The following is a 22,466-nucleotide window of genomic DNA, read 5'->3' on the forward strand; positions in this document are numbered from 1 at the left end:
TTAAGCAGGGAGTAAGTCCCTTCTCCCTTGAGGGAGAAGGCTAGGATGAGGGTGTATAAATAAGCATTTTGCGTTATTTAACACCCCTCACCCCAACCCACTCCCTGAGGGAGAGGGAGATACGCTCCTAGGATGCTTACCGCTAGGCAGTCGTCCATTAAGCAGGGAGTAAGTCCCTTCTCCCTTGAGGGAGAAGGCTAGGATGAGGGTATAAATAAGCATTTTGCTTAATTTAATTCCCCTCACCCCAACCCTCTCCCGCAGGGAGAGGGAGATACGCTCCTAGGATGCTTACCGCTAGGCAATCGTCCATTAAGCAGGGAGTAAGTCCCTTCTCCTTTGAGGGAGAAGGCTAGGATGAGGGTATAAATAAGCATTTTGCTTAATTTAATTCCCCTCACCCCAACCCTCTCCCGCAGGGAGAGGGAGCTACCCTCCTAGGATGGTTGCAGCTAGGCAGTCGTCCATTAAGCAGGGAGTAAGTCCCTTCTCCCAGCGGGAGAAGGCTAGGATGAGGGAGAATAAAAACTAAAACCAACCTCAACTCATTTCAAATAAGACGCGGTAATATACATCTGCTTGGAAATAAAAACCCCCGGCGGGAAGAACCTGGCGGGGGTTAGGTTTGTTGCCTGGGCCGGAGGATGGTAAATGGCATCCCCCGGTCAGTTTAGCGCTTGGCGATTAACGGCACTCAGCAGGTACGAAGCGGGCTAAGACAGGGAACTCAGCAGCAGCCATAGCAAGTGGTGGAGTAGCCGAAGGAACAGGGGAGGCAGCGCCAAAACGTGCAATTTCAGTGGTAGCAGTTTCAGACCTACAGCCCCAGTCAAGGGTGCCAGATATACCATTGCCTACTTGAACATCCATTCTGTCAACTACTGCGACAGCGGCAACATTCGCGCCACGGATGTAAGGAACTAACTGTATTGTATCGTTTGCGTTATCAGCACCCAAACCAACGGAGTTTGCATTGTAGTTGATAAATATTGTACCCGATGGGGCAACACCAGCAGCAGGCGCTGCACAGGCTGGGGCACCTCTTGCGTTCATACAAATGGTTTGGACATATTTACTGTTCGCGCCCGTAGCAGCGGCTTGCGCATTCCAGGTGGTCACAACTCTTATAAGATCTGGTGGCGCACTAACCTCAGAAGCAAGCATAAGCTTTGCACTGTCCGCCATGCCCAAACCTTCTGTGATACGGGCACGGACGGTGTAATCTTGATAAGCCGGTAAAGCCACCGCCGCCAAGATACCGATAATGGCGACCACGATCATCAGTTCGATCAAGGTAAAACCTTGTTGGAGTTTTTGCATTTGTTGTTTCATTTTATGTTTCCTTTGTTAGTGAAGAGTGAGTAAAAATCTGTGTGCCACTGGTGCTACGCAATAACTAAAGCAGGTAGTGTGCCAAGTTTTTTTAAGACCTTAAAAAAATAGTGTAAAGATAAGTTAAAAACTCATAAAATATTGTTTTTTAATAAAAAAATTAGTCATGCGTAGGTTGGGCTGACGCGAGGAAGCCCAACACAACGAAGCCACAGACGTTGGGCTGTGCGTTGGCTAGCCAAAGCTGTCTGCTGATCCTGTCGCTATGTGACAATTTTTGTCAGTTGTTGAGTTTTTCTTTATGCTAGTTCCCAAGCTCCAGCTTGGGAATCCAAATCTCAGAAGCTCCAGCTTCAAGTATTAATGAAGGAAGCAAGAGCTTCCAAAAATAGCGTTCCCAAGCCGGAGCTTGGGAACGAGCGCAAATAGCCTTCCCAAGCCGGAGCTTGGGAACGAGCGTAGCCGAGGGCTGGGGAACAAGCATAATTTTTGTCAGTTGTTGAGTTGTTAGCATTCGGGCGGGGTGCAAGCAATGCTGTTACGTGTTGGCGCGTGGTATAATGAACCTTGTCGTATGGATGGTGTCATTGAGAAAATGCCAAGAATAGAACGGATTAAGGCCGAAATCTCATTTCATGAAAAAATGTTTTTTGCTGCGCTGGCGGTGATTTTGGCATTAGTTGGATGGGCGGCAGAGCATTATTTGACGGTTAGTTTCTGGATATTGCTGCTATGTGCATTGGGCTTTTTTTGTAGTTTGGTTTTTGCGCTGTGGAGTTACAAACAAATAAAACGGTTATTGGAGGATTTGGAAAATGAATAGCATTTTACTTGCTGTGATGATGATTGGTTTTGTGGGCTTTTTGGCGTATCTTGCTTACGATACGTGGTTAGATGTAAAAAAAAGCGAGTAGCGCAGCACTGCCATTAAGTTAAGCGTTGAGGCATCGTTAACTTGGAGTGCAAACCTAGGTTTGCGCGTCGGCATTCACTGTTTAGAAGGAATCAAAAAACATGTTTTTTGACTCCATATTCCTTAACTTAATGGCAGTGACACCAGAGCATGGGAACGATAAATGCAGCAATTCAGTAAAGGTTACGGAATTATGTGGAAGACCGACAAGAATGGCAAAAGCAGTGTTCTGTTGATCGGTAGATTGAGGAGATTAATTCGGTTAAGCATGCGTAGAATGTTGGGGCGCTAATCGTGTTGCCAGGAGTGTTATACCAATCCCAAAAAGTTGTTATATAAATCCCCTCATCCTAGCCTTCTCCCTTTGGAGAAGGTAACAATGAGAACTTATTGGGATTGTTATAACACCTGATAAGCAAGATGCTTCAGGCAAACGCAGGGCAGCCCCTTCTCCCACTGGAGAAGGGATAATATGTGAACTTATTGGGATTGGTATTACTTAGGCTTCATCCCCAACCCAATCCGTCAAAGCCTCGATGATGCTCTTGGCTTGGTCTTTGCTGGAAATGTTGAACTTGGATTTTTGTCGGTATTCGCCATTCTGTTTTTGATAACGGCGGATAGTGTATTTATCGGGGCCGTATTCACCTTTGGCATTGTTCCAGTCTTGATACCGGAACATTAACGTAGCCCAAGCACCTTTAGTCAGCACTTTTTTGTCCAGTTCCTTAACTGTTTGAATGCCGCCATCTTCATAATTGATGGTTAAGTCGTCTACTGTTTCTGCCATTGTTTTGCCTGATGTGTTTGAGTATTGTTAAAAGCCCTCTCCTTGCGGGAGAGGGAATAAAAATCCCCCTCATCCCAACCTTCTCCTTCTGGAGAAGGAGCTTAGGGCTTGTGTAGATAGGGAGAAGGAACGCTATTTTTTGCTAAAAAACTGCCCAAAACCACGGCTGCCTTCGCCTGTTTTAATGGTGTTGACGACTTTTAAATTTTTGGAATCTATGACGGAAACATTGCTGTCAAACCAATTGGCTACATAGACATACCGATCATCGGGGTGGGTGCTGATGCCTTCGGGTTTTTCGCCGACGGGAATCAAAGCTATTTCTTTTAACGTTTCCGTGTCGATAACCGACACCGAGCCATCATCTTGGTTGGTCACGAACAAGCGGCTATCGTTAAGTGCCAAGGCCGTTGCATAAGGCAACATATTGACTTTTACGGTGGCTATGGCTTTCATCGTCGCTGTTTCAATAACGGTGACATCATCGCTTTTTACATTGGCGACATAAAGACGATCACCACGGGTATCGAGCGTAAGCCCAAAGGGATGTTCGCCAACCTGCATTGTTTTTACGACGACCCTCTTTTGGGTATCAACCTTGGATACGGAATTGTCAATACGGTTGGCGACATATAGCCAGTGATTATTGGGGCTAACCATCAGGCCGGAAGGCGATTGTCCAACTGGAATCGCACCAGTTATCTTCAAGCTATCAGCATCAATAACCGAGACGGTATTGTTATACCAGTCCGCAACATAAATGTGCTTGCTATCTGGGCTAACGGCTATGCCTAATGAGCCTTCGCTAACGTTGACTGTGGCAATAACTTTGTGCTGTATCGTATCTATCACAGCAAAACCATTGGCTTCGGGCGTACTGATGTAGACCTTATGGCCATCTGGCGATGCGGCAACCCCAGCGGGTTTGCCTTTAACGGCAATCGTGTCAACCACCTTTCCCGATAGCGTATCAATAACAGATACGCTATCGTCCAATTGATTGCTGATGTAGGCAAAAGGCGCTGCCGCAAGCGGCGTGACCAAAACAGCAGTAAGCAACGCGAAGGCTACTGTAAGGTATTTTGGTTTTAGCACCTTGTTGGCCTGATTTGCTGAGGTAACTTTACTTCTCAGCCAAAGACTTTAAATTTTCCAGCCCTGCTTTAAAAATGCCTTTTACCGCAGTATTAGCAACTTCTTCATTCATTTCTGGTGGTGGGTTGTTATTGACATAGGCACGGTAAAAGCCCGCCTTCCAAGTAACTACTGTGGTTTCGCCTTTTGCTTCCAGGTCTATACTGGCGGCATAGTTGTCCACTGGCAGAACAGGTACTTTTTCTTCAGCACCGGCATGGGTAATGGTTTTTGCGGTGCTCATTTCAGTGATTTTGTAAGCGTAAGACATTTTGCCTTCATCATACTTTTTGAGTTCTTCAGTAATCGTACCGCCGTCTTGTAAGGTCAATACACGGGTTGCGCCTTCGGTATTGCCGCCGTTAACGGTGGTATTCTTAATCGCAGGCAACCAAGACATGTCGCCATAGTCCTTGATGATGCCCCACACCTTTTGGGCAGGTGCGTTAATGGTAATTTGTTCTTCCACTTTTTGGCGGACAGGGCCATGCGCTTGGGCAGCCGCCACGAACAAGAAGGGTAAAAATGGTATACACAGGTAAGACTTCTTCATATTATTTTCCTTAAAGGGGTCGTGAAAAACACAACGATTATAATATGAGGGTCTTGCGATGCAAGCTAGAGTTTTAATTATCGTAAACTATCAGAGTTTATTGTCGGGGTTAATAGGTTTCTAACCCTGACAATAAACTGGTACGATGTTCACTTAAGGTAATTTCTAAAAATACCCTCTCCTTTTGGGAGAGGGCTAGGGTGATGGTTGTAAATGCTTGATTTTAAATCCCTCATCCCAACCTTCTCCCAGAGGGAGAAGGAGCTTTTTGTATTTATAGAGGTTACCTTAAATATAAGGGTGAACAAGTCTATATTGAGGATAGCCAATTCTAGGGCTGGTTGGGTTTAACGTTTTTGTTATTCGGTTTTTTGTATATTTTGGAGAGGTATATGGTTGCTTTAGGTTACAAAAGAACATTATGTTTCGTAGTTTTGGGGGTAAGTACAGTGTTTGCGCTAAACGGTTGCTCCATATCTGATAGTGCTGGCTCTATTTCAGATAGTGGCGGTTCGATTGCCAAAAGTTCGGAAAGCATCTCAAATTCTTCAACGTCCAGCAAAAATGATGCAAATTCTTCGACGGATAGTAAAGATAGCCGATATGAAAATGAGGTCAAGGACTTCACCGTGACGTATTTGCGTACTAATTCCAGCCATACCGACCAAAACAGTTTTATGAAAGGCATTAGCGATGTCGCTTCTCAGAACGGTATCGTGGATTGGGAGGCGAATCCAAAAACCTATCGTGGCATCGGCAAGGGCTTAAAAAGGGCCAAGGTTTCAGGTTCTCAGTACCAAGTTTACAAAAAGAAATTTGCCGATAACGATAGGAGCAAGATGGATGATATTCAAGAAGGTTACGAGAACTAAGACGAATCCAGTGTGAAAGCTGTTTTATTGGGCTTGTTGCTGTTTGCTAGCAGCACACATGCCAAAGTCTTTCAATTTATCTACATAGAAGCGAGCGAAGGTAATTCCAGTGGCGGTCATGTTGCCGTCCAATTAGGCGATGATGTCTATCATTATCAATACCAAAATGCGCTGATTCGCCTGTTTAAGCACAATGTCGACGCTTTTCGCGTTAATTATCAACTGTTACAAAACCGCAGCCTGCACATTGCAGATATTGAGGTGTCCGATACGGCTTATGACGACATAAGCAATCATTTTAACGTGCGCTTTTTTGAGCAACGTCAAAAACTAAAGCAGTTACAAGCGTTACAACACGATCAAACCCTGTTGCAGGCTTTATTGCAATGGAAAACGGGAAAGCCAGTCACTTCCTTGTCTGCATCTGAAACTTCGCTACTGTTACGAGGTGCAGGTTTGTTCTATAGCGATAGCGCTTCGGGGGCGATAAAAAAGCCAACTGTAGAATGTGATACGACAAACTCAAGTGCAGAAATTAACGCCAAGGTGAGGCAGCAACTTGAGAACAGCTACGGTAAAAATTTTCTGTCACAAAAAATAACATCTTTAAGTCAAGAGCTTAGTCGTCTTTCTCCTGCCGAAAATAATGCCAGCTATTCTTTTTCCGAACATTACACCGATACTCTGAACGATCTGCTGGCCTTACAGACTTTGCAGAAAGCCCAAGCCCTGACAAGTAACGCGTGTTTCCAAGTCCCTCTCCCTGAAATGAGGTTGAATGATGCCGAAATCAAACAAGCACGAGCGTTTCAGCAAGATTTATTGCGGTCAGTTCAATCCTTGATGGTTTCAAAGCGACCTGATTGGGGTTATGCCCTGTTTGTGACATTGGCGCGATTGATTGTTATTGAGCAATCCATACAAACTCGGCAATGGACATTTTTGGATGATACCGACGAAAAAGCCATTCCTATTCCTGACGAGCAATTAGCGCTTTATGCTGAACAATTGCTAAAACAACGTCTCGGAGATTTACAACGCTTGCACAAAGCGGCCTCAGACTTATCTGATGCGCCAAGTTATTATGAGCGACGCTACGTTAATCTGGAAATAATGGCAAACCGTTACCAACAGTGGCTAATAAGCGAAAAAACAAGCGAATTACGTTATCAAAGCGAACAAGCCCTACCGGAAGCCCCGCTTCCCTTAACGCGATTTTTGTTGACTGGCTTATCCGCTGGACAGTTAGAACAGGCTCTACGTCTTCAGGAAATAGCATCTGACCGCCTAATCAAAGAGGATAGTGACCGCAACGCTTATCACTTGCTGACTAAGAATTGTGTCACAGCCCTGTTTGAACTCATCAATGAGGCGGTGTATGGACAATCAAAGCAAATATTGGGCGGATTTATTGACCCCAAATTAAATTTCATCCCTTTTCAAGCATTCGGTTCGGTACGAGAGACATATAACGTCGTCAAAACCAGGGAAGTACCCGCTTATCGAAAACAAGAATTGACTAAGATGTATGATAGGGAAGTCGATAGTTGGGTGTATGCCCGTGAATCCAATGTATTCAGTTCAAGTTTATACAACCATAACCCAGACGATGCCTGGTTTGTGTTTTTTACCGATGATGCGGTTTTGCTTAGGCCGTTGTTTGGTGCAATCAATACCTTGGCAGCAACTAGCCAAAGTGTTCTTGGCTTATTAAGTTGGCCGTTTGACAATGGCAAGGAAATAAAAATTGGCGCCAGAGGAGTTTTAACGAGTCTGCCAGAGTTGGCCTTTTTTAATATAAGGAAGGGCAGTTACCCTTATCCCATAGAGCATTAGTGCTGGTATGGAGGCAAGTATGCTAGCTGACACCCATAGATATACCTGATTAGCAAGATGCTTCAGCCAAACGCTGGGCAACCCCTTCTCCCTTCGGGAGAAGGTTGGGATGAGGGGATCTAAAAAGCAAAAAGCCTTATTGAACCCCCTCACCCTAGCCCTCTCCCGAAGGGAGAGGGGATCGGTTCTTTTTAGTTGAAGCATCTTGCTAATCAGGCAGATAGATGTAGGCAAAACGATGGTGAGTTGCTTTAGCAGCATCCCACCATCACATTTGTAATCTTAAGATAACGTCTGAAAATTCAAAAAACACCTTGTCCCTTCGGGAGTAAGGTTGAGATGAAGGCTTTTTAGAATCAATTTTTTATATCCCCCTCATCCCATCCTTCTCCCTCGAGGAAGAAGGGGCAGATACTTGTTTAGATACCTATGCCCAGAGGGAGAAGGTATTATTAGAGATTCCCTTAAATCAAAAGACACCAGAAATTGAACGAGTTAGGCCTTCGGTCAATAGGGGTGCAGCTTCTGGGTATTCTAAATTGACTTTATTGGCGGTGCTGACTACGCGCACACGATATTGTTTTTTGTCTGATATTTCCGATGATGTTTGTGACCTGCCACCACCTATGCCTTGTTTGGCATCTTGCTTGCTGTCTTGTCGGACTATGACCCCTTTCTTTGCTTTCTCTGCAATTTCAATGTCAGTAATTGCCATATAGGTGATGTCTTTGACATAAGCATCAGCAACAGTTTCAGCGATACCGAAAGCAGCCGCCCCAGCCAATCCACCGATACCTGCGCCGCCCCAGCCACCTAATGCGGCTCCGGTTGCCGCGCCTACCGCCGCACCTGTGACAGCACCGCCATAACCGGCATGGAGCGCATTTTCAGCGGCAGTTGGGCTGGCCTTATCGACACTCAAAACATTGGCTCGTAACCAGTAATGGGCTCTGTCAGGATCGCTGGTCACAGTGTACCCTTTCGCTTGAAGGTTACGGACTATTGAGGCATGTATGTCAAAATTGGATTTATCAGAGGTATTTCGGATATCCACATAAATGGTTCTTTTATCTGGGCCTACGGGATCCAGAAAGACGGTATCGCTCATTTTCGTTTGTACGTCCAAATCCTTTTTAGCAATTGACGTGTGAACGGCAGCACAACCACCTAGAACCATCAGAAAAGCAAGGACTGACAAAAGTGCCAGAATTTTTTTAAACCCCAAGATAATCATTAATCCCCCAATTGTTGTTATGTAAAACAGAGTTGATTACTAAAATTTTAAGAAAAAACTAAGTAATTTAATATTATAGCTTCTAATTACCATAGAGGCATGACTTTACTTGTTAGGTCTTTAAATTCAGTTATGTCTGCTCCCGAAGAAAGCAGTTTTTCAAGTTATTTCTTCTCAATACCAGTATCTGGAGTATCCGTAGTACGAATAAGGATGTGGATAGTAAAATCCGTTATAACGGTATCGGTAGTAGCTATCTTGAGTTTTCGACTTGGTAGGTTTACCTCTTTCTGTTGCTTCATTATCGGATTTAGTCAAAGTGGCATCGTCTTGGACGTTAAATGACTTCGAAAGCACCTCCTGATTTAGTCTATTTTGCATCTCAGCTTGATAGTCGTCGCCAGCAAAAGAAACGCTACTAAGGATTATGCAAATGACTGACATACCTGCGTATATAAAATTCTTGTCAAGCTTCATGATGCTGTCTCCAGATTTGATTTTAAAAAATTTTTGGCTTAGAGGTCACATGGTTTAAATGTATTCATAGCCAACGCATTTATCCATCGTCCAAGATTCTGAATATCCTTGTTTTGACGATTAAATTTACTTTGCCTAAACCAGAATATTCATCTCTGTTTGTAAGTCGCAAAGCAGTTATTCATTAAAAAAGTCACTTTTATTTTTATTTGACCCAATCTAACGCGTTAATGCCAAATTAACGCTTAAGCTATCTTTCAATGGTATATCATAAATCAAGTTAGCCAATTTATTCAATAGGTATAACTACTTAGTCGACCCTGAAAAACACCTCATCCCATTGAATAATATAAATTTTTATAAAAATAATGCCCAACTAATCGACCGGAAATGCTAAAATAGCCCACTGTTTTCCGGTCGAAAGGATCAAAACATGTTAACGCCCTCAAGCACAGGCCACCAGACCAACTTTTTGGGCATCGACCTGTTACTGCAACTCGATCTCCGTGACCCGCTGCTGCGCTTGGCACAGGTTGTCCCCTGGTCGGAATTGGATCGTGTCTTTGCCAAGACTACAGCTAAGGCCAGGACAGGCCATCCAAGCCCATCCGCCTGATGGTGGGGCGTTTCGGTTTGGGCCTGAGGGGCTGTCCAATTCGGTTTTGTTCATTCATTTTTTAGAGTCTTTGAAGCTGATGCTCAAGTCGTTCGCAATGCTATGAAGCGTTTGCTCATTTTCTCGGCAGTAAACTTTTGCAAGGGCTTGCTCTTTAAAAGCTCTCAGAATCCCTTGTATATTTCTTCATCGCTAATCTCAAATTTAAATATATCTAAAAATTTGAGGCGACAACTATTCTGACACAGGGGGATACTGCTGAATGCCTGCCGTATTGTTGGGAAGGCCGATGAACCGCAGACGATCCTGCTTTCTTGGCGGCGTGAAGTAGTTTGCGAATTAACCTTTACGTACTTTATAAGTGAATTTAATCGCAGCAGTTACGCAGTTTGGGGGGAAATCTTAGCCCTGTAGCTAATTTACTACATCGACTTTCACTAGAATGTGTAGATTGTTTTGCCCTGACTGGCGGTTATAGCCAAACGTTGAGTTGTTGTCGCGTTGCCCGCTTTCATCAACGCCCCCTAAATCCACCCATTCGCCCAGATTTACCCTGATAGAGGTATTAGCCTCCTGGGTCTGGAATTGCCCTTGGGCATTGATATTATCCGACCAGGGGGACACGTCCAGAAGAACTTCTTTGCCCACTAACCTTGGGGTAACTTCAAAGCCAGTCGTAGCTTCAACCAATTGGGTTGATCGGTTCTCATAAGGATTGCCATAACCGTCGCGATAAGTTTGATAACTGGTTATCGGAACCACGTTACCTGCCTTAATATGGGCTGGCACGCCATCCATCGTCCTTATAGTTTGGGTGTTTTGGCGATTATTCTGGCCTTGGGATTGATTGTAATAACCCTCCACACGCCCTCTGGGATTACTGGGATTATGCAGTGGTATATTGATGTCGAAACCGATGCCGGCATTAAGTTGTTCGGCAGTGGTATTCCTGCTTTGGATAACGGTAATCAACAGGTTATTCACCGGATTATCCAGCTTGCGGATAAGGTTGGTGATGGTTTGCAAGCGTTCAGGTGTGGTCTTTACGATCAGCGTATCACCATTAGCGACGATCTGGTCGGTGTTTTCCAGCAAAGGCATGAGTAGGGGCTGGATTTCAGATGCGGGTCGATTGTTGACGGAAATGACTTCGACGATGAATTCCGCTAATGCTATGGATGGAGCCATAACAAGTAAAAATAACAACACCAATACTTCTTTTTTCAAAGTACATCTCCAATCATTGCAGCAAATGGCACCAGTTTGAGTTATAAACTCCTATAAAGCATCAAATACTGTTCCGCGCTGTGCCGCCAGGAAAAATCTTTGTGCATAGCATTGGTCTGGATTTTCACCCAGCTCTTTTGGTCGGCATAAAGGATCATGGCCCGTTTGACAGTTTCCAACAGCGAACTGGAACTGGCTTCGTTAAAGACAAACCCTGTGGCCGTTTTGTTAGCAATAGTTTCTGGAAGGGCATCTACAACCGTATCAGCTAACCCACCTGTTTTTCTGACAATCGGCAATGTGCCGTAACGTTGGCTGTACATCTGGTTTAGTCCGCACGGCTCGAACCGCGACGGCATGAGGAAAACATCTGAACCCGCTTCTATCAAATGCGCCAAGGATTCATCATACCCCAAGGTGACCGCCAACTTATCAGGATAAATATGCGCCAGATTCTGTAAGCGCTGCTCAAAAATTTTATCACCCGCGCCTAACAACACAAGCTGCAGGGGCATAGACATCAAATCGGGTAGGCAGTCTATAATTAGGTCAATGCCTTTTTGTTCCACCAACCGCCCGATTAATCCAAACAAAGGAATATGGTCGTTAACTTGCAAAGAAAATCTACGCTGCAATTCGGACTTATTGTATTGTTTTTTGGGTAGAGATGCGGCACTGTAATGTTGGGTAATTAAGGGATCAGTTTCAGGATTCCAAAGATCTGTATCAATACCGTTGATAATGCCGCTCAGATAATCCTTTCTATGTTCAAGCAGCCCCTCTAAACCATAACCAAACGTGGGTGTCTGAATTTCCAGTGCGTAAGTTGGACTGACCGTTGTGATATGGTCTGCATAAATCAATCCACCTTTGATAAAGGACAGCATATTATGAAATTCCAACCCTTCTGGATTCCACAACTGGCCAGGTAAGTTTAATCCCTGAATGCTTTCAGCAGGGAATAAACCTTGATAGGCCATATTGTGGATAGTGAACACGCTGGCTGGTTTAGTTGTCTCAAGCGATAAAAAGGCAGGCACCAAGCCACTTTGCCAATCATTACAATGGACTATATCGGGTTGCCAGTCCAGTCCAGCTCTGTCCATCGCCACTTCAACGACAATGCGGCAAAACAGCGCGAAGCGGTCAGCATTGTCAGGCCAAGGTTCCCCTAGTTCATTTAAATACGGATTGCCCGGACGATTATAGAATTCAGGAAAATCGACCAACCAGACGATAACCTGACTGTCCGGCATTTGCGTTTCAAGGAGATTGACTTCACGGTTATCGACGCGCAACGAACACAAAAACCGTAAGTCCTTATCGGTCTTTATAGCTTGATAATTCGGTAGTATCAAGCGCACGTCTTGCCCTAATTCAGCCAGAGCTTTTGGCAGACTGCCCGAAACATCGGCAAGCCCCCCCGTTTTTATCAGGGGGTGCACTTCGCTGGTAACAAATAATATTTTTTTCATATTTTATGATTCTTAGTGATCACTTCCATCTATCTCGTTTCTGGTAGAAAATCTTCAGCCCATGTCAGTCTTGGGATATTCAATGTTTAGGGTTTCAGGATGACTGCCCCCAAAGGCGGTAAAGATAAACAAATCGAATTTTCCTGGTTCATCCAGGGAACTGGCTCTGATAGCACCGCGCCATTGCCAACATTACTGCCATCATAATATTTAGAATCGGAATTGAAAATCTCCGTGTAAATCCCAGCGTTAGGTACGCCTATACGATAACTCTCTCTGGCTACGGGGGTGAAATTAAGCACGATACATAAATCTTCCTGCTCGCTTTTACGGCGATAACTGATGATGGATTGCTGCACGTCATGGCAATCAATCCATTCAAAACCATGGTGATCAAAATCATAGTAATGAAGTGCTGTATGGGCTTTATATAGGCGATTCAAATCCTTTACCAGCGTTTGTATGCCTTGGTGATGCGGATAATCCAGCACGTACCAGTCAAGTGCCTTGTTGAAATTCCATTCGGTACCTTGACCAAATTCACAGCCCATGAATAGCAGTTTTTTTCCCGGATAGGTAAACATAAAGGTGTATAGCAAGCGCAAATTCGCAAACCGTTGCCATTCATCACCAGGCATTTTATTTAGCAGAGAACCTTTGCCGTGGACGACCTCATCATGCGAAAAAGGTAAGGTGAAATTTTCCGTGAAAGCATATAGCATACCGAACGTGAGCTGGTCATGATGATACTTACGATGTACGGATTCCTGGCTCATGTAAGACAGCACATCGTGCATCCAGCCCATATTCCACTTCATTGAAAAACCCAGTCCGCCAGTCCAGGTTGGACGTGTTACTTGCGGCCAGGATGTGGATTCCTCCGCCATAATGACAGTTCCAGGGTGCTGGTCATGGGTGACGGCATTCAATTCCCTTAGAAAATCGATGGCTTCCAGATTCTCCCGTCCGCCATAACGGTTAGGAATCCAATCCCCTGCTTCTCGTGAATAATCCAAATACAGCATGGACGCGACGGCATCGACGCGTAAGCCATCGAGATGGAATTCTTCCAGCCAAAAAACCGCACTTGCCAATAAGAAGTTTTTGACTTCGTTACGACCATAATTGTAGATTAACGTCCCCCAGTCGCGGTGTTCGCCTTTGCGGGGGTCTTCGTGTTCGTATAAGGCACTGCCATCAAAACGAGCCAGGCCGAAGGCATCTTTGGGGAAATGTGCCGGTACCCAATCCAGGATCACGCCTATGTTGTTCTGATGAAAAGTATCGACAAAATAGCGGAAATCGTCGGGCGAACCAAAACGGCTGGTTGGCGCAAAATATCCCGTGGTTTGATAACCCCAGGAGGCATCAAGCGGATGCTCGGTAATGGGCAGCAGTTCAATATGGGTGAAGCCCAGTTGCTTTACGTACTCGACCAATTGGTCTGCCAGATCGCGGTAGTTGATGAAATTGCCTAGCTTATCACGCCGCCATGAACCCAGATGGACTTCGTAGATGGACATGGCCATGTGTAACCAATTACTGTCGGTACGTTCCTTAAGCCACTGGTGGTCAAACCATTCGTAACTATTTTCATCAACAACAATGGATGAAGTATTGGGGCGAAATTCAAACTGCTGACCATAAGGATCGGTTTTCAATAGCACTTCGTTGCTAAAGCGGTTTAGTATTTCAAATTTATAGAGACAGCCTGTTGTTAGTCCTGGGATAAACAATTCCCAAAGCCCACCTCCGCCCAGGCTACGCATGGGGTGGCAACGGCCATCCCAGTGGTTGAAATCGCCCACCACGCTAACCCTCCCAGCACTGGGTGCCCAAACCGTGAACAAAACCCCGTCGATGTCATCTGCATTATGGAGATGTCCGCCCAGTTTTTGATAAACATGCCAATGCTTACCTTCACCAAAAAGATGTTGGTCAAATTCCGGCAACTGCACCGGAAAATCGTAAGGATCGTAATCTAAGTGGGTATTACCGCTTTTATCTGTCCAAGATAACTGGTAATGCTGAGGTAAGGGTTTCACACCCGCATTGCACTCAAAAAAATCCGACCCCGTAATGCGTTGAAGTACCAGATGATTATGGCTGAGTTCAACAGTCTCTGCATAAGGCAAATAAACCTTAATATGGTTTTCATTGTTTTTTAGGTGTCTACCTAAAACTACAAAAGGATCATGATGCCTAGCTTCGGAAATTTTTACAGATTCCGCATCCAGTAAATTTATCGCTGGTTTTTTCACCTTATATTCGCCTCAATGTAGTAGAATCATTTTGAACCCATGTTACCAAAAAAACACTTACTCTGCGTCTATTCAACCTGGAGATAAACTATGTCAGAACGTCACGTCAGTCACTTAACCAGAAATACCATTGCACTCATTTTAGCGGGTGGCCGTGGAGCACGCTTGATGAATATGACCGATTGGCGAGCCAAACCGGCTGTGCCGTTCGGTGGAAAGTTTCGGATTATCGATTTTCCGTTGTCCAACTGCATGAATTCAGGTATCCGCAAGATAGGTATTTTAACTCAATATAAGGCGCACTCCTTAATACTTCATATACAGCAGGGCTGGGGGTTTTTGCGCGGAGAATTCGGTGAGTACGTTGAGCTGTTCCCCGCCCAACAACGGCATGATGAAGATTCTTGGTACAAAGGCACGGCTGATGCAGTCTTTCAGAATATTGACATCCTGAGAACGCGGCATCCCAAACACATCCTTGTGTTAGCTGGTGATCATATTTACAAAATGGATTATGGTGCTATGCTTGCCGACCATGTTAAAAAAAATGCAGACTTAACAATAGGTTGCATAGAGGTTTCGCTAAAAGAAGCGACTGCTTTTGGCGTGATGGATGTCGATGATAACCGCAGGGTCAGGGCTTTTGTGGAAAAACCGGCCAACCCACCAGTCATGCCAGGGCGAGTGGATACTGCCCTAGCTTCCATGGGGATTTATATTTTTAATGCTGATTTTCTGTACGAACAGTTAATTAAAGATGCTGATACCAAAGGCTCCAGCCGTGATTTCGGCAAAGACATTATCCCATCGGTTATCGATAAATATTTGGTGAATGCTTACCCGTTTCTGGATTTGCAAACGGGTGGACAAAGTTATTGGCGGGATGTAGGTACTATTGATGGCTACTGGGCTGCCAATATGGAATTGATTGGCGTTAATCCTGAATTGAACTTGTATGATAAAACTTGGCCGATCTGGACTTACCAGGAACAAACGCCACCCGCCAAATTCGTGTTTGATGACGATGACCGGCGCGGCGTGGCTATCGATTCGATGGTGTCAGGGGGGTGTGTGATTTCGGGAGCGAAAGTGCGCCACTCCCTGTTATTTTCAAATGTCAGGGTGAACTCTTTTTCGACCGTGCAGGATAGTATTGTGCTGCCTGATACCACGATAGGCCGTCATTGCCGTATAACCAAGGCAATTATAGAAAAAGGCTGCGAAGTTCCCGAAGGCACGGTGATAGGTGAAAACCGGGCAGAAGATGAAAAAAAATATTACATCAGCCCAAATGGGGTAATTTTGGTAACACCGGACATGCTTGGTCAAAAATTGCGCTACGTCAGATAAAGAGCCGTTAAATAAAGAACATGGAAAAAAATAAATTGAAATTAGTCTTATGCTGGCACATGCACCAGCCCGAATACCGTGATCTGCACACCGGCACATTCAAGCTGCCGTGGACATATCTGCATGTTATTAAAGATTATGTGGATATGGCGGCGCATCTGGAAGCCGTACCTAATGCGAAAGCAGTGGTCAATTTTGCGCCGATTTTGCTGGAGCAAATAGAAGAATACGCCAAACAGGTTAGTGGCTATTTGCATGACCGCATCGCCATCACCGATCCTTTGCTGGCAGCATTGGTTGATCCCAGCATACCAACTTCGCCAGAAGACCGTATGAAACTGGTGAAAGATTGCTTGCGGGCAAATCAAGAGCGCCAAGTCAACCGTTATCCTGCCTATAAGAAACTGGCCGCAATGGCTGAGTGGCTGGAAAAAAATTACGATTCCCTGGACTATGTGAATTCCCAATTTATCTGTGACATTCTCGCTTGGTATCATCTTGCCTGGATGGGAGAAACCATAAAATTAACGGATAACCGCGTAAAATACCTCATTGAAAAAGGCAGTAACTACACCCTGCATGACCGGATCGAAATACTGGAAATAATTGGTGAACAACTGTCAACGGTGATTTGTCGATACAAAGCGTTAGCTAAAAAAGGCCAAATTGAGCTTTCGGTAACCCCTTACGCCCATCCCATCATGCCACTGCTGCTGGACTTGAATTCTACCCATGAAGCCATGCCGACTGCACCATTACCGGATTTGAGAGCCTATCCAGGTGGCGAAGAAAGAATTCAGTGGCATCTTGAAAAAGGCGTACATACCTTTAAACGGTTTTTTGGGTTTAGTCCCCAAGGCTGCTGGCCATCAGAGGGTAGCATCAGTGACAAAACCTTAAAGATACTCGGAGATTTCGGGTTTAAATGGACTGCCAGTGGCGGCTCTGTACTGCATAACAGCCTGAATTTACCCGAAAACGAAAAACCAGTAAGCTTACATCATCCCTTTAAGCTAAAAAAAACCAGTATTCCGTGCTTTTTCAGGGATGACGGACTGTCCGACTTGATTGGCTTTGAATACTCAAAGTGGCATGCGGATGATGCCGTTGGTGATTTGATTAAGCACCTGGAGACGATTGCCGCCAATGAACAGGAAGGCTCGGTGGTTTCTATTATTATGGATGGTGAAAATGCCTGGGAATATTTTCCTGATAATGGCTATTATTTTCTGAGCACCTTGTATAAACGCTTAGCATTGCATCCCGCAATCGAACTCACGACTTTTTCTGAATGCCTGAAAAATAAAGTGGAAATTAAGCCTTTGAATCGACTAGTCGCAGGCAGTTGGGTCTATGGGACATTTTCAACTTGGATAGGTGATACCGATAAAAACTGCGGCTGGGATATGTTAGGCGACGTAAAGTTGGCTTTCGATAAAGCCATTTCGGCGAACCGACTGACCGATAAGCAGATCAAGAAAGCCGAGATTCAATTGGCGGTTTGCGAAGGTTCTGACTGGTTTTGGTGGTTTGGCGATTACAATCCTGGCGAAGCCGTCAGTAATTTTGAAAAGCAATTCCGCTTGAATTTGGCTAATTTATACCGCTTATTAGGAGAGGATCCACCCGCTTATCTGGCGTTATCTTTTACCCAAGGTTTTGGTGCGCCTGCAATGGGTGGCGCAATGCGTCACGGGACAAAAGAATAACCCCTCAGAATAACCAAGGAATTTAAGGATGTCTGCTATTTTAAAAGAACGGCGTGCAGGCATCCTTCTGCATATTACCTCACTCCCTGGCTCAAGTGCAACGGGTGATTTGGGGCAGGAAGCTTATCATTTCGTTAGGTTTCTGCATGATACCGGTGTCACCGTCTGGCAGACGCTGCCTTTAGGCATCACCCACGCAGACCTCTCACCCTATCAATGCCTGTCCGCCCATGCGGGTAATCCCGAATTAATCAGCGTTGATTGGTTATGTAAGCAAGGCTGGCTGAGGTTGGCTGAACTTGCTACGGAATCAAAATCTGCTTTCTATTATCCCAAAAGCTATCTGCTGACCAAGGCATTTCATGGCTTTGTGGAACGTACCGATGCAGGACATAAAAAAGATTTTGCCGATTTTTGTCAGGCAAAGGCGTTTTGGCTGGATGATTTTGCCCTGTTCATGGCATTGCGGGAGGAATTTAAACAGCAATGTTGGAATCAGTGGCCTGAGCATTTTAAGAATCGCGAAGTAAAAGCCTTACAGGAAGCCCGGCGACGATTAAAAACACCTATCGACTGTATCAAATTCCAGCAATATGTATTTTTCCGGCAATGGTTAGAGCTAAAAGCCTATGCTGGGCAGCAGGGCGTACTGCTGTTCGGCGACATTCCTATTTTTGTATCTTACGATAGTGCCGATGTGTGGGCTAACCGCGACGTGTTCAAGCTGGATGACAACGGCGAAATGCTAGTTGTTGCTGGCGTTCCGCCCGACTATTTTTCTGCAACCGGACAACGCTGGGGCAATCCGCATTTTAACTGGCATTATTTACAGAAAACCAGCTTTCATTGGTGGATTGATCGCTTGCAAACCCAAGTGGAATTGTTTGATATTTTGCGTATCGACCATTTCCGCGGCCTGGAAGCCGCTTGGGAAATACCTGCTTACGAGGAAACCGCCATCAATGGGCAATGGGTAAAAGCACCGGGAAAAGCCTTGCTAAGTGCGATCAACACAGCGTTAGGAGATATTGCCTTAGTAGCGGAAGACTTGGGCATTATTACGCCAGAAGTCGAGGAACTTAGGGATGAATTTAATCTACCGGGCATGAAAATCCTGCAATTTGCCTTTGGTGATGGCTCTGATAATCCTTATCTGCCTAGCAACTATGTCACCAATTGTGTTGCATATACCGGAACCCACGACAACGATACGACATTAGGCTGGTCGGAAAACCTCACTACTGAGGAGCAAGACAAAATTTACGATTACCTGGGTAACCCACAGACTTCAATACATTGTGCCTTGATCCATGCCGCCTTGGGTTCTGTCGCCAATCTTGCCGTTATCCCGATGCAGGATATTCTGGAACTGGGCTCAAAACACCGGATGAATACGCCGGGAACGACCACAGGCAATTGGACGTGGCGTTTTCACTGGGATCAGGTAACGCCCGAGCGGTCAGATAGGCTAAAACATCTTATTAGATTGTTTAATCGACAAGTGTGATTTTGGTCTTGTGAATATATCTGCTTGCCGCCTAAGTTTTTTGATATTCAGCCAATACAACCTCTAATTCACGCCTATTACTCAATTAGCTATTGCTGGATGGGGTGATGCTGGTTAAACTCCTGCTATCGCCATAAAACAACACAAGGATAACCATGAAAACACCCGTGCACATAGCGGTAACAGGTGCAGCAGGCAATATTAGCTATTCCTTGCTGTTTAGGCTGGCAGCCGGCGCGTTATTAGGCCCTGACCAGCCCATTATCCTGCATTTGCTGGAAATTACCCCTGCATTGAAAGCTTTGGAAGGTGTCGTCATGGAATTAAGTGATTGCGCGAATCCCTTGCTGCATCGTGTTGAAATAACCGATGACCCTTACAAGGCATTTAAAAAAGTCGATTATGCCTTTTTGGTGGGCGCACGTCCAAGAGGTGCAGGTATGGAACGTAAAGACTTGTTGACTGTTAATGCCGAGATATTTGCAGCACAAGGCAAAGCACTCAATGAAGTGGCAAATAGGAATGTTAAAGTACTGGTAACAGGCAATCCCGCTAACACCAATGCGCTTATTGCACTGCGGAATGCACCTGATTTAAAACCGGAAAATTTCTCCGCCATGAGCAGGCTAGACCATAACCGCGCTTTAAGCCAATTAGCCGAAAAATGCGGCGTACTTTCAAAAGATGTCAAAAATGTGATTATTTGGGGCAACCATTCAGCCACCCAATACCCTGACATTCATCATGCTGAAGTTAAAGGCTTGAATGCCTTATCATTAGTCGATTACGACTGGTTTAAAAATGACTTCATCCCCAAAGTGCAACAGAGAGGTACGGAAGTTATCAATGCCCGTGGGCAATCCAGTGCCGCATCGGCTGCAAATGCGGCGGTAGACCAGATGCGGGATTGGGCTTTAGGTACAACTGAAGGTAGCTGGGTCAGCATGGGCATCCCTTCTGACGGCAGTTACGGTATTGCAGAAGGCTTGGTATACTCGTTTCCCGTAACGGTAGCAAACGGCGAAATCTCTATTGTAAAAGGTTTGGACATCAATGAATTCAGCCTACGAAAAATGCAAGCAACAGAAGCAGAATTAAGGGAAGAAAGGGAAGAAAGGGAGGTTGTAAAGCATTTGCTTTGACCGTCCTTATTTTTCCGGCCTTAACGCATTGAGTAATCATTAAACTATACCAATCCCAATAAGTTCACATGTTATCCCTTCTCCAGTGGGAGAAGGTTAGGATGAGGGGGTTCAAATAACAACTTATTGGGATTGGTATTACTTCAAGGCAAGAATCAATTTTTACTTAACCACTCGCAAAGTCGGCTTATTGGGCGTTAGTTGCTCCGGTGGGGGCGCACCATCGTCGTTGTTTTCCTGGTCGAAAACCAAACCCTTACCGTTTTCCTTGGCGTAAATTGCCATAACTGCGTTCACAGACGCGGCTATTTGCATCGGTTTTCCGCTAAACTTGGCGTTGAACTCGATGAATTCATTGCCAAGGGAAAGCGCGTCTATTGCTTGAGGGCGCATGTTCAGAATGATCTTGCCGTCTTCGATATAGCTTGTCGGCAAATTTCCTTTGTTGGTTTCCGCATTGACCAGAAGGTGGGGTGTTAAGTCATTGTCAACAATCCACGCGTAGACGGAACGAATCAAATAAGGCTTGAGCGGGGTCATTTCGGAAGCTCAGCCATCTCTTTTTCATCTTCACTAAGGCTGCTCTTGAAAGCGGACCTACTAAAAATGCGCTTGGCATAATTAACGATAGCATCATTCGGTGTGCTGACATCAATACCAACAGAAGGTAAACGCCATAATAAGGGCGCAATCACACAATCTATCAGGGAGAATTCTTCATTCATAAAAAATGGCCTATCGGCAAAAATAGGCGCTGCGGCGAGTAAACTTTCCTTAAGCTGTTTTTTTGCCCGTCCAGATTTTTTATCGCCCGACACCAATATCTCATCCAATAACGGATACCAATCTTGGTCAATGCGCTTGATTATCATTCGGGCATTGGCTCGTGACACCGGATCCATTTGATGTAGAGGTGGATGCGGGAAGCGCTCATCCAGATATTCCATAATAATGCGCGAGTCGTAAAGTACCAGATCCCGTTCAACTAAGGTTGGCGATACACCTGTGGGATTAAGTTCTAGCAGCTCCTCTGGCGGGTCGTTCGGATCGTAATATTCAATTTCAGCGACAATAGCCTTCTCGTGCAAAACGAAACGGGCAGAATGGCTCATTGGGCAAGTGGGGGTGGAGAAAAGCGTCATGACGGATCTACGGGAAAAAATATTTGCCACAAATAACAACCTCTTGTAAGCGAGCGGGGCGGTTAAAATGGCGGCATTATAGCATGGAAGAGAAGTTTGCTGCGGTTTCCTTAATGGATACGGCGATTAAGGCACTGGCAATCGGAACATCCTTGTTCCTTGACTGGCGTTAGTGTACGTCTTTCCAATATTCTTTTTTGAGCAAATAGGCTATTACCAGAAACATGCCCAGAAAAAATAACACATATTTGCCCATACGTTCCCTTTCCAGCTTTATCGGTTCTCCGACATATACCAGAAAATTTACTAGATCGTTGATCATCGTATCAAATTCTTGTTCTGATAAAGTGCCGGGCACATCAACGACCAGTTGTTCTACTTCTTCTTGGCCGCTATCGCCAGTTTTGAATAAAGCTTTTTGTTCGCCTTGCAGTTGCCAAAATACATTGGGCATACCAACATCTTTGAATACTAAATTGTTGGTTCCTAATGGTTTTTTAGGGTCTGTGTAAAAACTTTTTAAGTAGCTATATATCCAGTCTGCGCTACGGGAACGAGCAGCCAGCGACAAATCCGGTGGTTGGATACCGAACCATTTTTCCGAATCATGGGCATTCATCGCCGTGTGCATTTGTTTATAGATAGTCGCGCCTTGAGGGGCAATCTCTGACAACACTTTTTTATCGTCAATACCGAAATCCAGGGACATTCGCTGATAACGAATGTGTTTAATGGAATGACAACCCAGACAATACGTCACAAAATGTTTAGCTCCACGTTGCAAGGATTCATTGTCCGTAGGGTCAATGTTTGCGTGCTGGAGGTGGGCGGTTTCTTCGGCAACAACACCAAAAGATAATGCCAATAATAAGATAGTAATAAAAATATTTTTCATA

The 22,466-nt window shown here is 45.0% G+C and carries 20 protein-coding genes; 9 read left to right on the forward strand and 11 right to left on the reverse strand.

Translation table 11 applies throughout. The annotated features are described in order from the left end of the window. Positions 1-684: 684 nt before the first annotated feature. On the reverse strand, positions 685-1,332 hold the full coding sequence (locus ABL924_RS05075; protein ID WP_349025986.1) for a pilin: 648 nt from the start codon (positions 1,330-1,332) through the stop codon (positions 685-687). A gap of 532 nt (positions 1,333-1,864) precedes the next feature. Between ABL924_RS05075 and ABL924_RS05080 the strand changes: the two genes are divergently transcribed. Beyond that, entirely contained in the window at positions 1,865-2,155 is a 291-nt protein-coding gene (locus ABL924_RS05080; RefSeq protein ID WP_349025987.1) for a hypothetical protein, read from the forward strand. Positions 2,156-2,744: 589 nt separating this feature from the next. On the opposite strand, the gene ABL924_RS05085 is transcribed toward ABL924_RS05080, so the two are convergent. The 3 genes from ABL924_RS05085 to ABL924_RS05095 all read right to left on the reverse strand — a co-directional run bounded on the left by ABL924_RS05085 (position 2,745) and on the right by ABL924_RS05095 (position 4,722). Next, positions 2,745-3,035 (reverse strand): hypothetical protein, encoded by a 291-nt coding sequence (locus ABL924_RS05085; RefSeq protein WP_349025988.1) that lies wholly within the window; start codon positions 3,033-3,035, stop codon positions 2,745-2,747. Positions 3,036-3,167: 132 nt separating this feature from the next. After that, positions 3,168-4,130 (reverse strand): beta-propeller fold lactonase family protein, encoded by a 963-nt coding sequence (locus ABL924_RS05090; RefSeq protein ID WP_349025989.1) that lies wholly within the window; start codon positions 4,128-4,130, stop codon positions 3,168-3,170. Positions 4,131-4,158: 28 nt separating this feature from the next. Further along, positions 4,159-4,722 (reverse strand): SRPBCC family protein, encoded by a 564-nt coding sequence (locus ABL924_RS05095; protein WP_349025990.1) that lies wholly within the window; start codon positions 4,720-4,722, stop codon positions 4,159-4,161. Between the two features lie 392 nt (positions 4,723-5,114). On the opposite strand from ABL924_RS05095, the gene ABL924_RS05100 reads away from it, so the two are divergent. Both ABL924_RS05100 and ABL924_RS05105 read left to right on the forward strand, forming a co-directional pair. Continuing rightward, a complete protein-coding gene (locus ABL924_RS05100; protein ID WP_349025991.1) occupies positions 5,115-5,594 on the forward strand; it encodes a putative lipoprotein in 480 nt (159 codons plus the stop codon). A gap of 12 nt (positions 5,595-5,606) precedes the next feature. Continuing rightward, a complete protein-coding gene (locus ABL924_RS05105) occupies positions 5,607-7,430 on the forward strand; it encodes a hypothetical protein (RefSeq protein ID WP_349025992.1) in 1,824 nt (607 codons plus the stop codon). A 469-nt stretch (positions 7,431-7,899) separates the two neighbouring features. Here the strand turns inward: ABL924_RS05105 and ABL924_RS05110 are convergent, their stop codons facing one another. Further along, positions 7,900-8,664, reverse strand: coding sequence for a complement resistance protein TraT (locus ABL924_RS05110; protein ID WP_349025993.1), 765 nt, complete (start codon positions 8,662-8,664; stop codon positions 7,900-7,902). A gap of 910 nt (positions 8,665-9,574) precedes the next feature. On the opposite strand from ABL924_RS05110, the gene ABL924_RS05115 reads away from it, so the two are divergent. Beyond that, positions 9,575-9,757 (forward strand): hypothetical protein, encoded by a 183-nt coding sequence (locus ABL924_RS05115; RefSeq protein WP_349025994.1) that lies wholly within the window; start codon positions 9,575-9,577, stop codon positions 9,755-9,757. 414 nt (positions 9,758-10,171) lie between these two features. Here ABL924_RS05115 and ABL924_RS05120 read toward each other — a convergent pair whose 3' ends face one another. The 3 genes from ABL924_RS05120 to glgB all read right to left on the reverse strand — a co-directional run bounded on the left by ABL924_RS05120 (position 10,172) and on the right by glgB (position 14,720). Further along, positions 10,172-10,984 carry a secretin N-terminal domain-containing protein gene (locus tag ABL924_RS05120; RefSeq protein WP_349025995.1) on the reverse strand — a complete coding sequence of 271 codons (813 nt, stop codon included), beginning with the start codon at positions 10,982-10,984 and terminating at the stop codon, positions 10,172-10,174. A 41-nt stretch (positions 10,985-11,025) separates the two neighbouring features. Then, positions 11,026-12,459: a glycogen synthase GlgA gene (gene glgA, locus ABL924_RS05125; protein ID WP_349025996.1), complete on the reverse strand. Its 1,434-nt coding sequence runs from the start codon at positions 12,457-12,459 to the stop codon at positions 11,026-11,028. Between the two features lie 86 nt (positions 12,460-12,545). Next, the gene (glgB, locus tag ABL924_RS05130; RefSeq protein WP_349025997.1) at positions 12,546-14,720 is read right to left on the reverse strand and encodes a 1,4-alpha-glucan branching protein GlgB; all 2,175 of its coding nucleotides are present in this window, start codon (positions 14,718-14,720) and stop codon (positions 12,546-12,548) included. Between the two features lie 90 nt (positions 14,721-14,810). On the opposite strand from glgB, the gene glgC reads away from it, so the two are divergent. From glgC to ABL924_RS05150, 4 genes are all read left to right on the forward strand, one after another. Further along, positions 14,811-16,070: a glucose-1-phosphate adenylyltransferase gene (gene glgC / locus ABL924_RS05135; protein ID WP_349025998.1), complete on the forward strand. Its 1,260-nt coding sequence runs from the start codon at positions 14,811-14,813 to the stop codon at positions 16,068-16,070. A 20-nt stretch (positions 16,071-16,090) separates the two neighbouring features. Next, positions 16,091-17,779 carry a glycoside hydrolase family 57 protein gene (locus tag ABL924_RS05140; protein WP_349025999.1) on the forward strand — a complete coding sequence of 563 codons (1,689 nt, stop codon included), beginning with the start codon at positions 16,091-16,093 and terminating at the stop codon, positions 17,777-17,779. A gap of 28 nt (positions 17,780-17,807) precedes the next feature. Continuing rightward, a complete protein-coding gene (malQ, locus tag ABL924_RS05145; RefSeq protein ID WP_349026000.1) occupies positions 17,808-19,286 on the forward strand; it encodes a 4-alpha-glucanotransferase in 1,479 nt (492 codons plus the stop codon). Positions 19,287-19,441: 155 nt separating this feature from the next. After that, the gene (locus ABL924_RS05150) at positions 19,442-20,428 is read left to right on the forward strand and encodes a malate dehydrogenase (RefSeq protein ID WP_349026001.1); all 987 of its coding nucleotides are present in this window, start codon (positions 19,442-19,444) and stop codon (positions 20,426-20,428) included. A gap of 162 nt (positions 20,429-20,590) precedes the next feature. On the opposite strand, the gene ABL924_RS05155 is transcribed toward ABL924_RS05150, so the two are convergent. Beyond that, positions 20,591-20,968: a ClpXP protease specificity-enhancing factor gene (locus ABL924_RS05155; RefSeq protein ID WP_349026002.1), complete on the reverse strand. Its 378-nt coding sequence runs from the start codon at positions 20,966-20,968 to the stop codon at positions 20,591-20,593. Further along, on the reverse strand, positions 20,965-21,570 hold the full coding sequence (locus ABL924_RS05160) for a glutathione S-transferase N-terminal domain-containing protein (RefSeq protein WP_349026003.1): 606 nt from the start codon (positions 21,568-21,570) through the stop codon (positions 20,965-20,967). Before ABL924_RS05160 ends, ABL924_RS05155 begins: the two co-directional genes overlap by 4 nt. A 23-nt stretch (positions 21,571-21,593) precedes the next feature. Between ABL924_RS05160 and ABL924_RS05165 the strand changes: the two genes are divergently transcribed. After that, complete coding sequence (locus ABL924_RS05165) at positions 21,594-21,743, forward strand: hypothetical protein (protein WP_349026004.1); 150 nt, start codon at positions 21,594-21,596, stop codon at positions 21,741-21,743. Here ABL924_RS05165 and ABL924_RS05170 read toward each other — a convergent pair. Next, positions 21,740-22,465 (reverse strand): cytochrome c1, encoded by a 726-nt coding sequence (locus ABL924_RS05170; protein ID WP_349026005.1) that lies wholly within the window; start codon positions 22,463-22,465, stop codon positions 21,740-21,742. The two genes, ABL924_RS05165 and ABL924_RS05170, sit on opposite strands and share 4 nt — an antisense overlap. Position 22,466 lies beyond the last annotated feature (1 nt).

This window comes from Methyloglobulus sp. (assembly GCF_040079455.1).
Lineage (GTDB): Bacteria > Pseudomonadota > Gammaproteobacteria > Methylococcales > Methylomonadaceae > Methyloglobulus.

Bases quoted from the DNA above. Each gene is read 5' to 3' on its own strand.
- glgA (WP_349025996.1), bottom strand. From the start codon at position 12,459: ATGAAAAAAATATTATTTGTTACCAGCGAAGTGCACCCCCTGATAAAA.
- glgC (WP_349025998.1), top strand. From the start codon at position 14,811: ATGTCAGAACGTCACGTCAGTCACTTAACCAGAAATACCATTGCACTC.
- ABL924_RS05085 (WP_349025988.1), bottom strand. From the start codon at position 3,035: ATGGCAGAAACAGTAGACGACTTAACCATCAATTATGAAGATGGCGGC.
- ABL924_RS05160 (WP_349026003.1), bottom strand. From the start codon at position 21,570: ATGACGCTTTTCTCCACCCCCACTTGCCCAATGAGCCATTCTGCCCGT.
- ABL924_RS05080 (WP_349025987.1), top strand. From the start codon at position 1,865: ATGCTGTTACGTGTTGGCGCGTGGTATAATGAACCTTGTCGTATGGAT.
- ABL924_RS05100 (WP_349025991.1), top strand. From the start codon at position 5,115: ATGGTTGCTTTAGGTTACAAAAGAACATTATGTTTCGTAGTTTTGGGG.
- malQ (WP_349026000.1), top strand. From the start codon at position 17,808: ATGTCTGCTATTTTAAAAGAACGGCGTGCAGGCATCCTTCTGCATATT.
- ABL924_RS05150 (WP_349026001.1), top strand. From the start codon at position 19,442: ATGAAAACACCCGTGCACATAGCGGTAACAGGTGCAGCAGGCAATATT.
- ABL924_RS05170 (WP_349026005.1), bottom strand. From the start codon at position 22,465: ATGAAAAATATTTTTATTACTATCTTATTATTGGCATTATCTTTTGGT.
- ABL924_RS05095 (WP_349025990.1), bottom strand. From the start codon at position 4,722: ATGAAGAAGTCTTACCTGTGTATACCATTTTTACCCTTCTTGTTCGTG.
- ABL924_RS05075 (WP_349025986.1), bottom strand. From the start codon at position 1,332: ATGAAACAACAAATGCAAAAACTCCAACAAGGTTTTACCTTGATCGAA.
- ABL924_RS05110 (WP_349025993.1), bottom strand. From the start codon at position 8,664: ATGATTATCTTGGGGTTTAAAAAAATTCTGGCACTTTTGTCAGTCCTT.
- ABL924_RS05140 (WP_349025999.1), top strand. From the start codon at position 16,091: ATGGAAAAAAATAAATTGAAATTAGTCTTATGCTGGCACATGCACCAG.
- ABL924_RS05155 (WP_349026002.1), bottom strand. From the start codon at position 20,968: ATGACCCCGCTCAAGCCTTATTTGATTCGTTCCGTCTACGCGTGGATT.
- ABL924_RS05115 (WP_349025994.1), top strand. From the start codon at position 9,575: ATGTTAACGCCCTCAAGCACAGGCCACCAGACCAACTTTTTGGGCATC.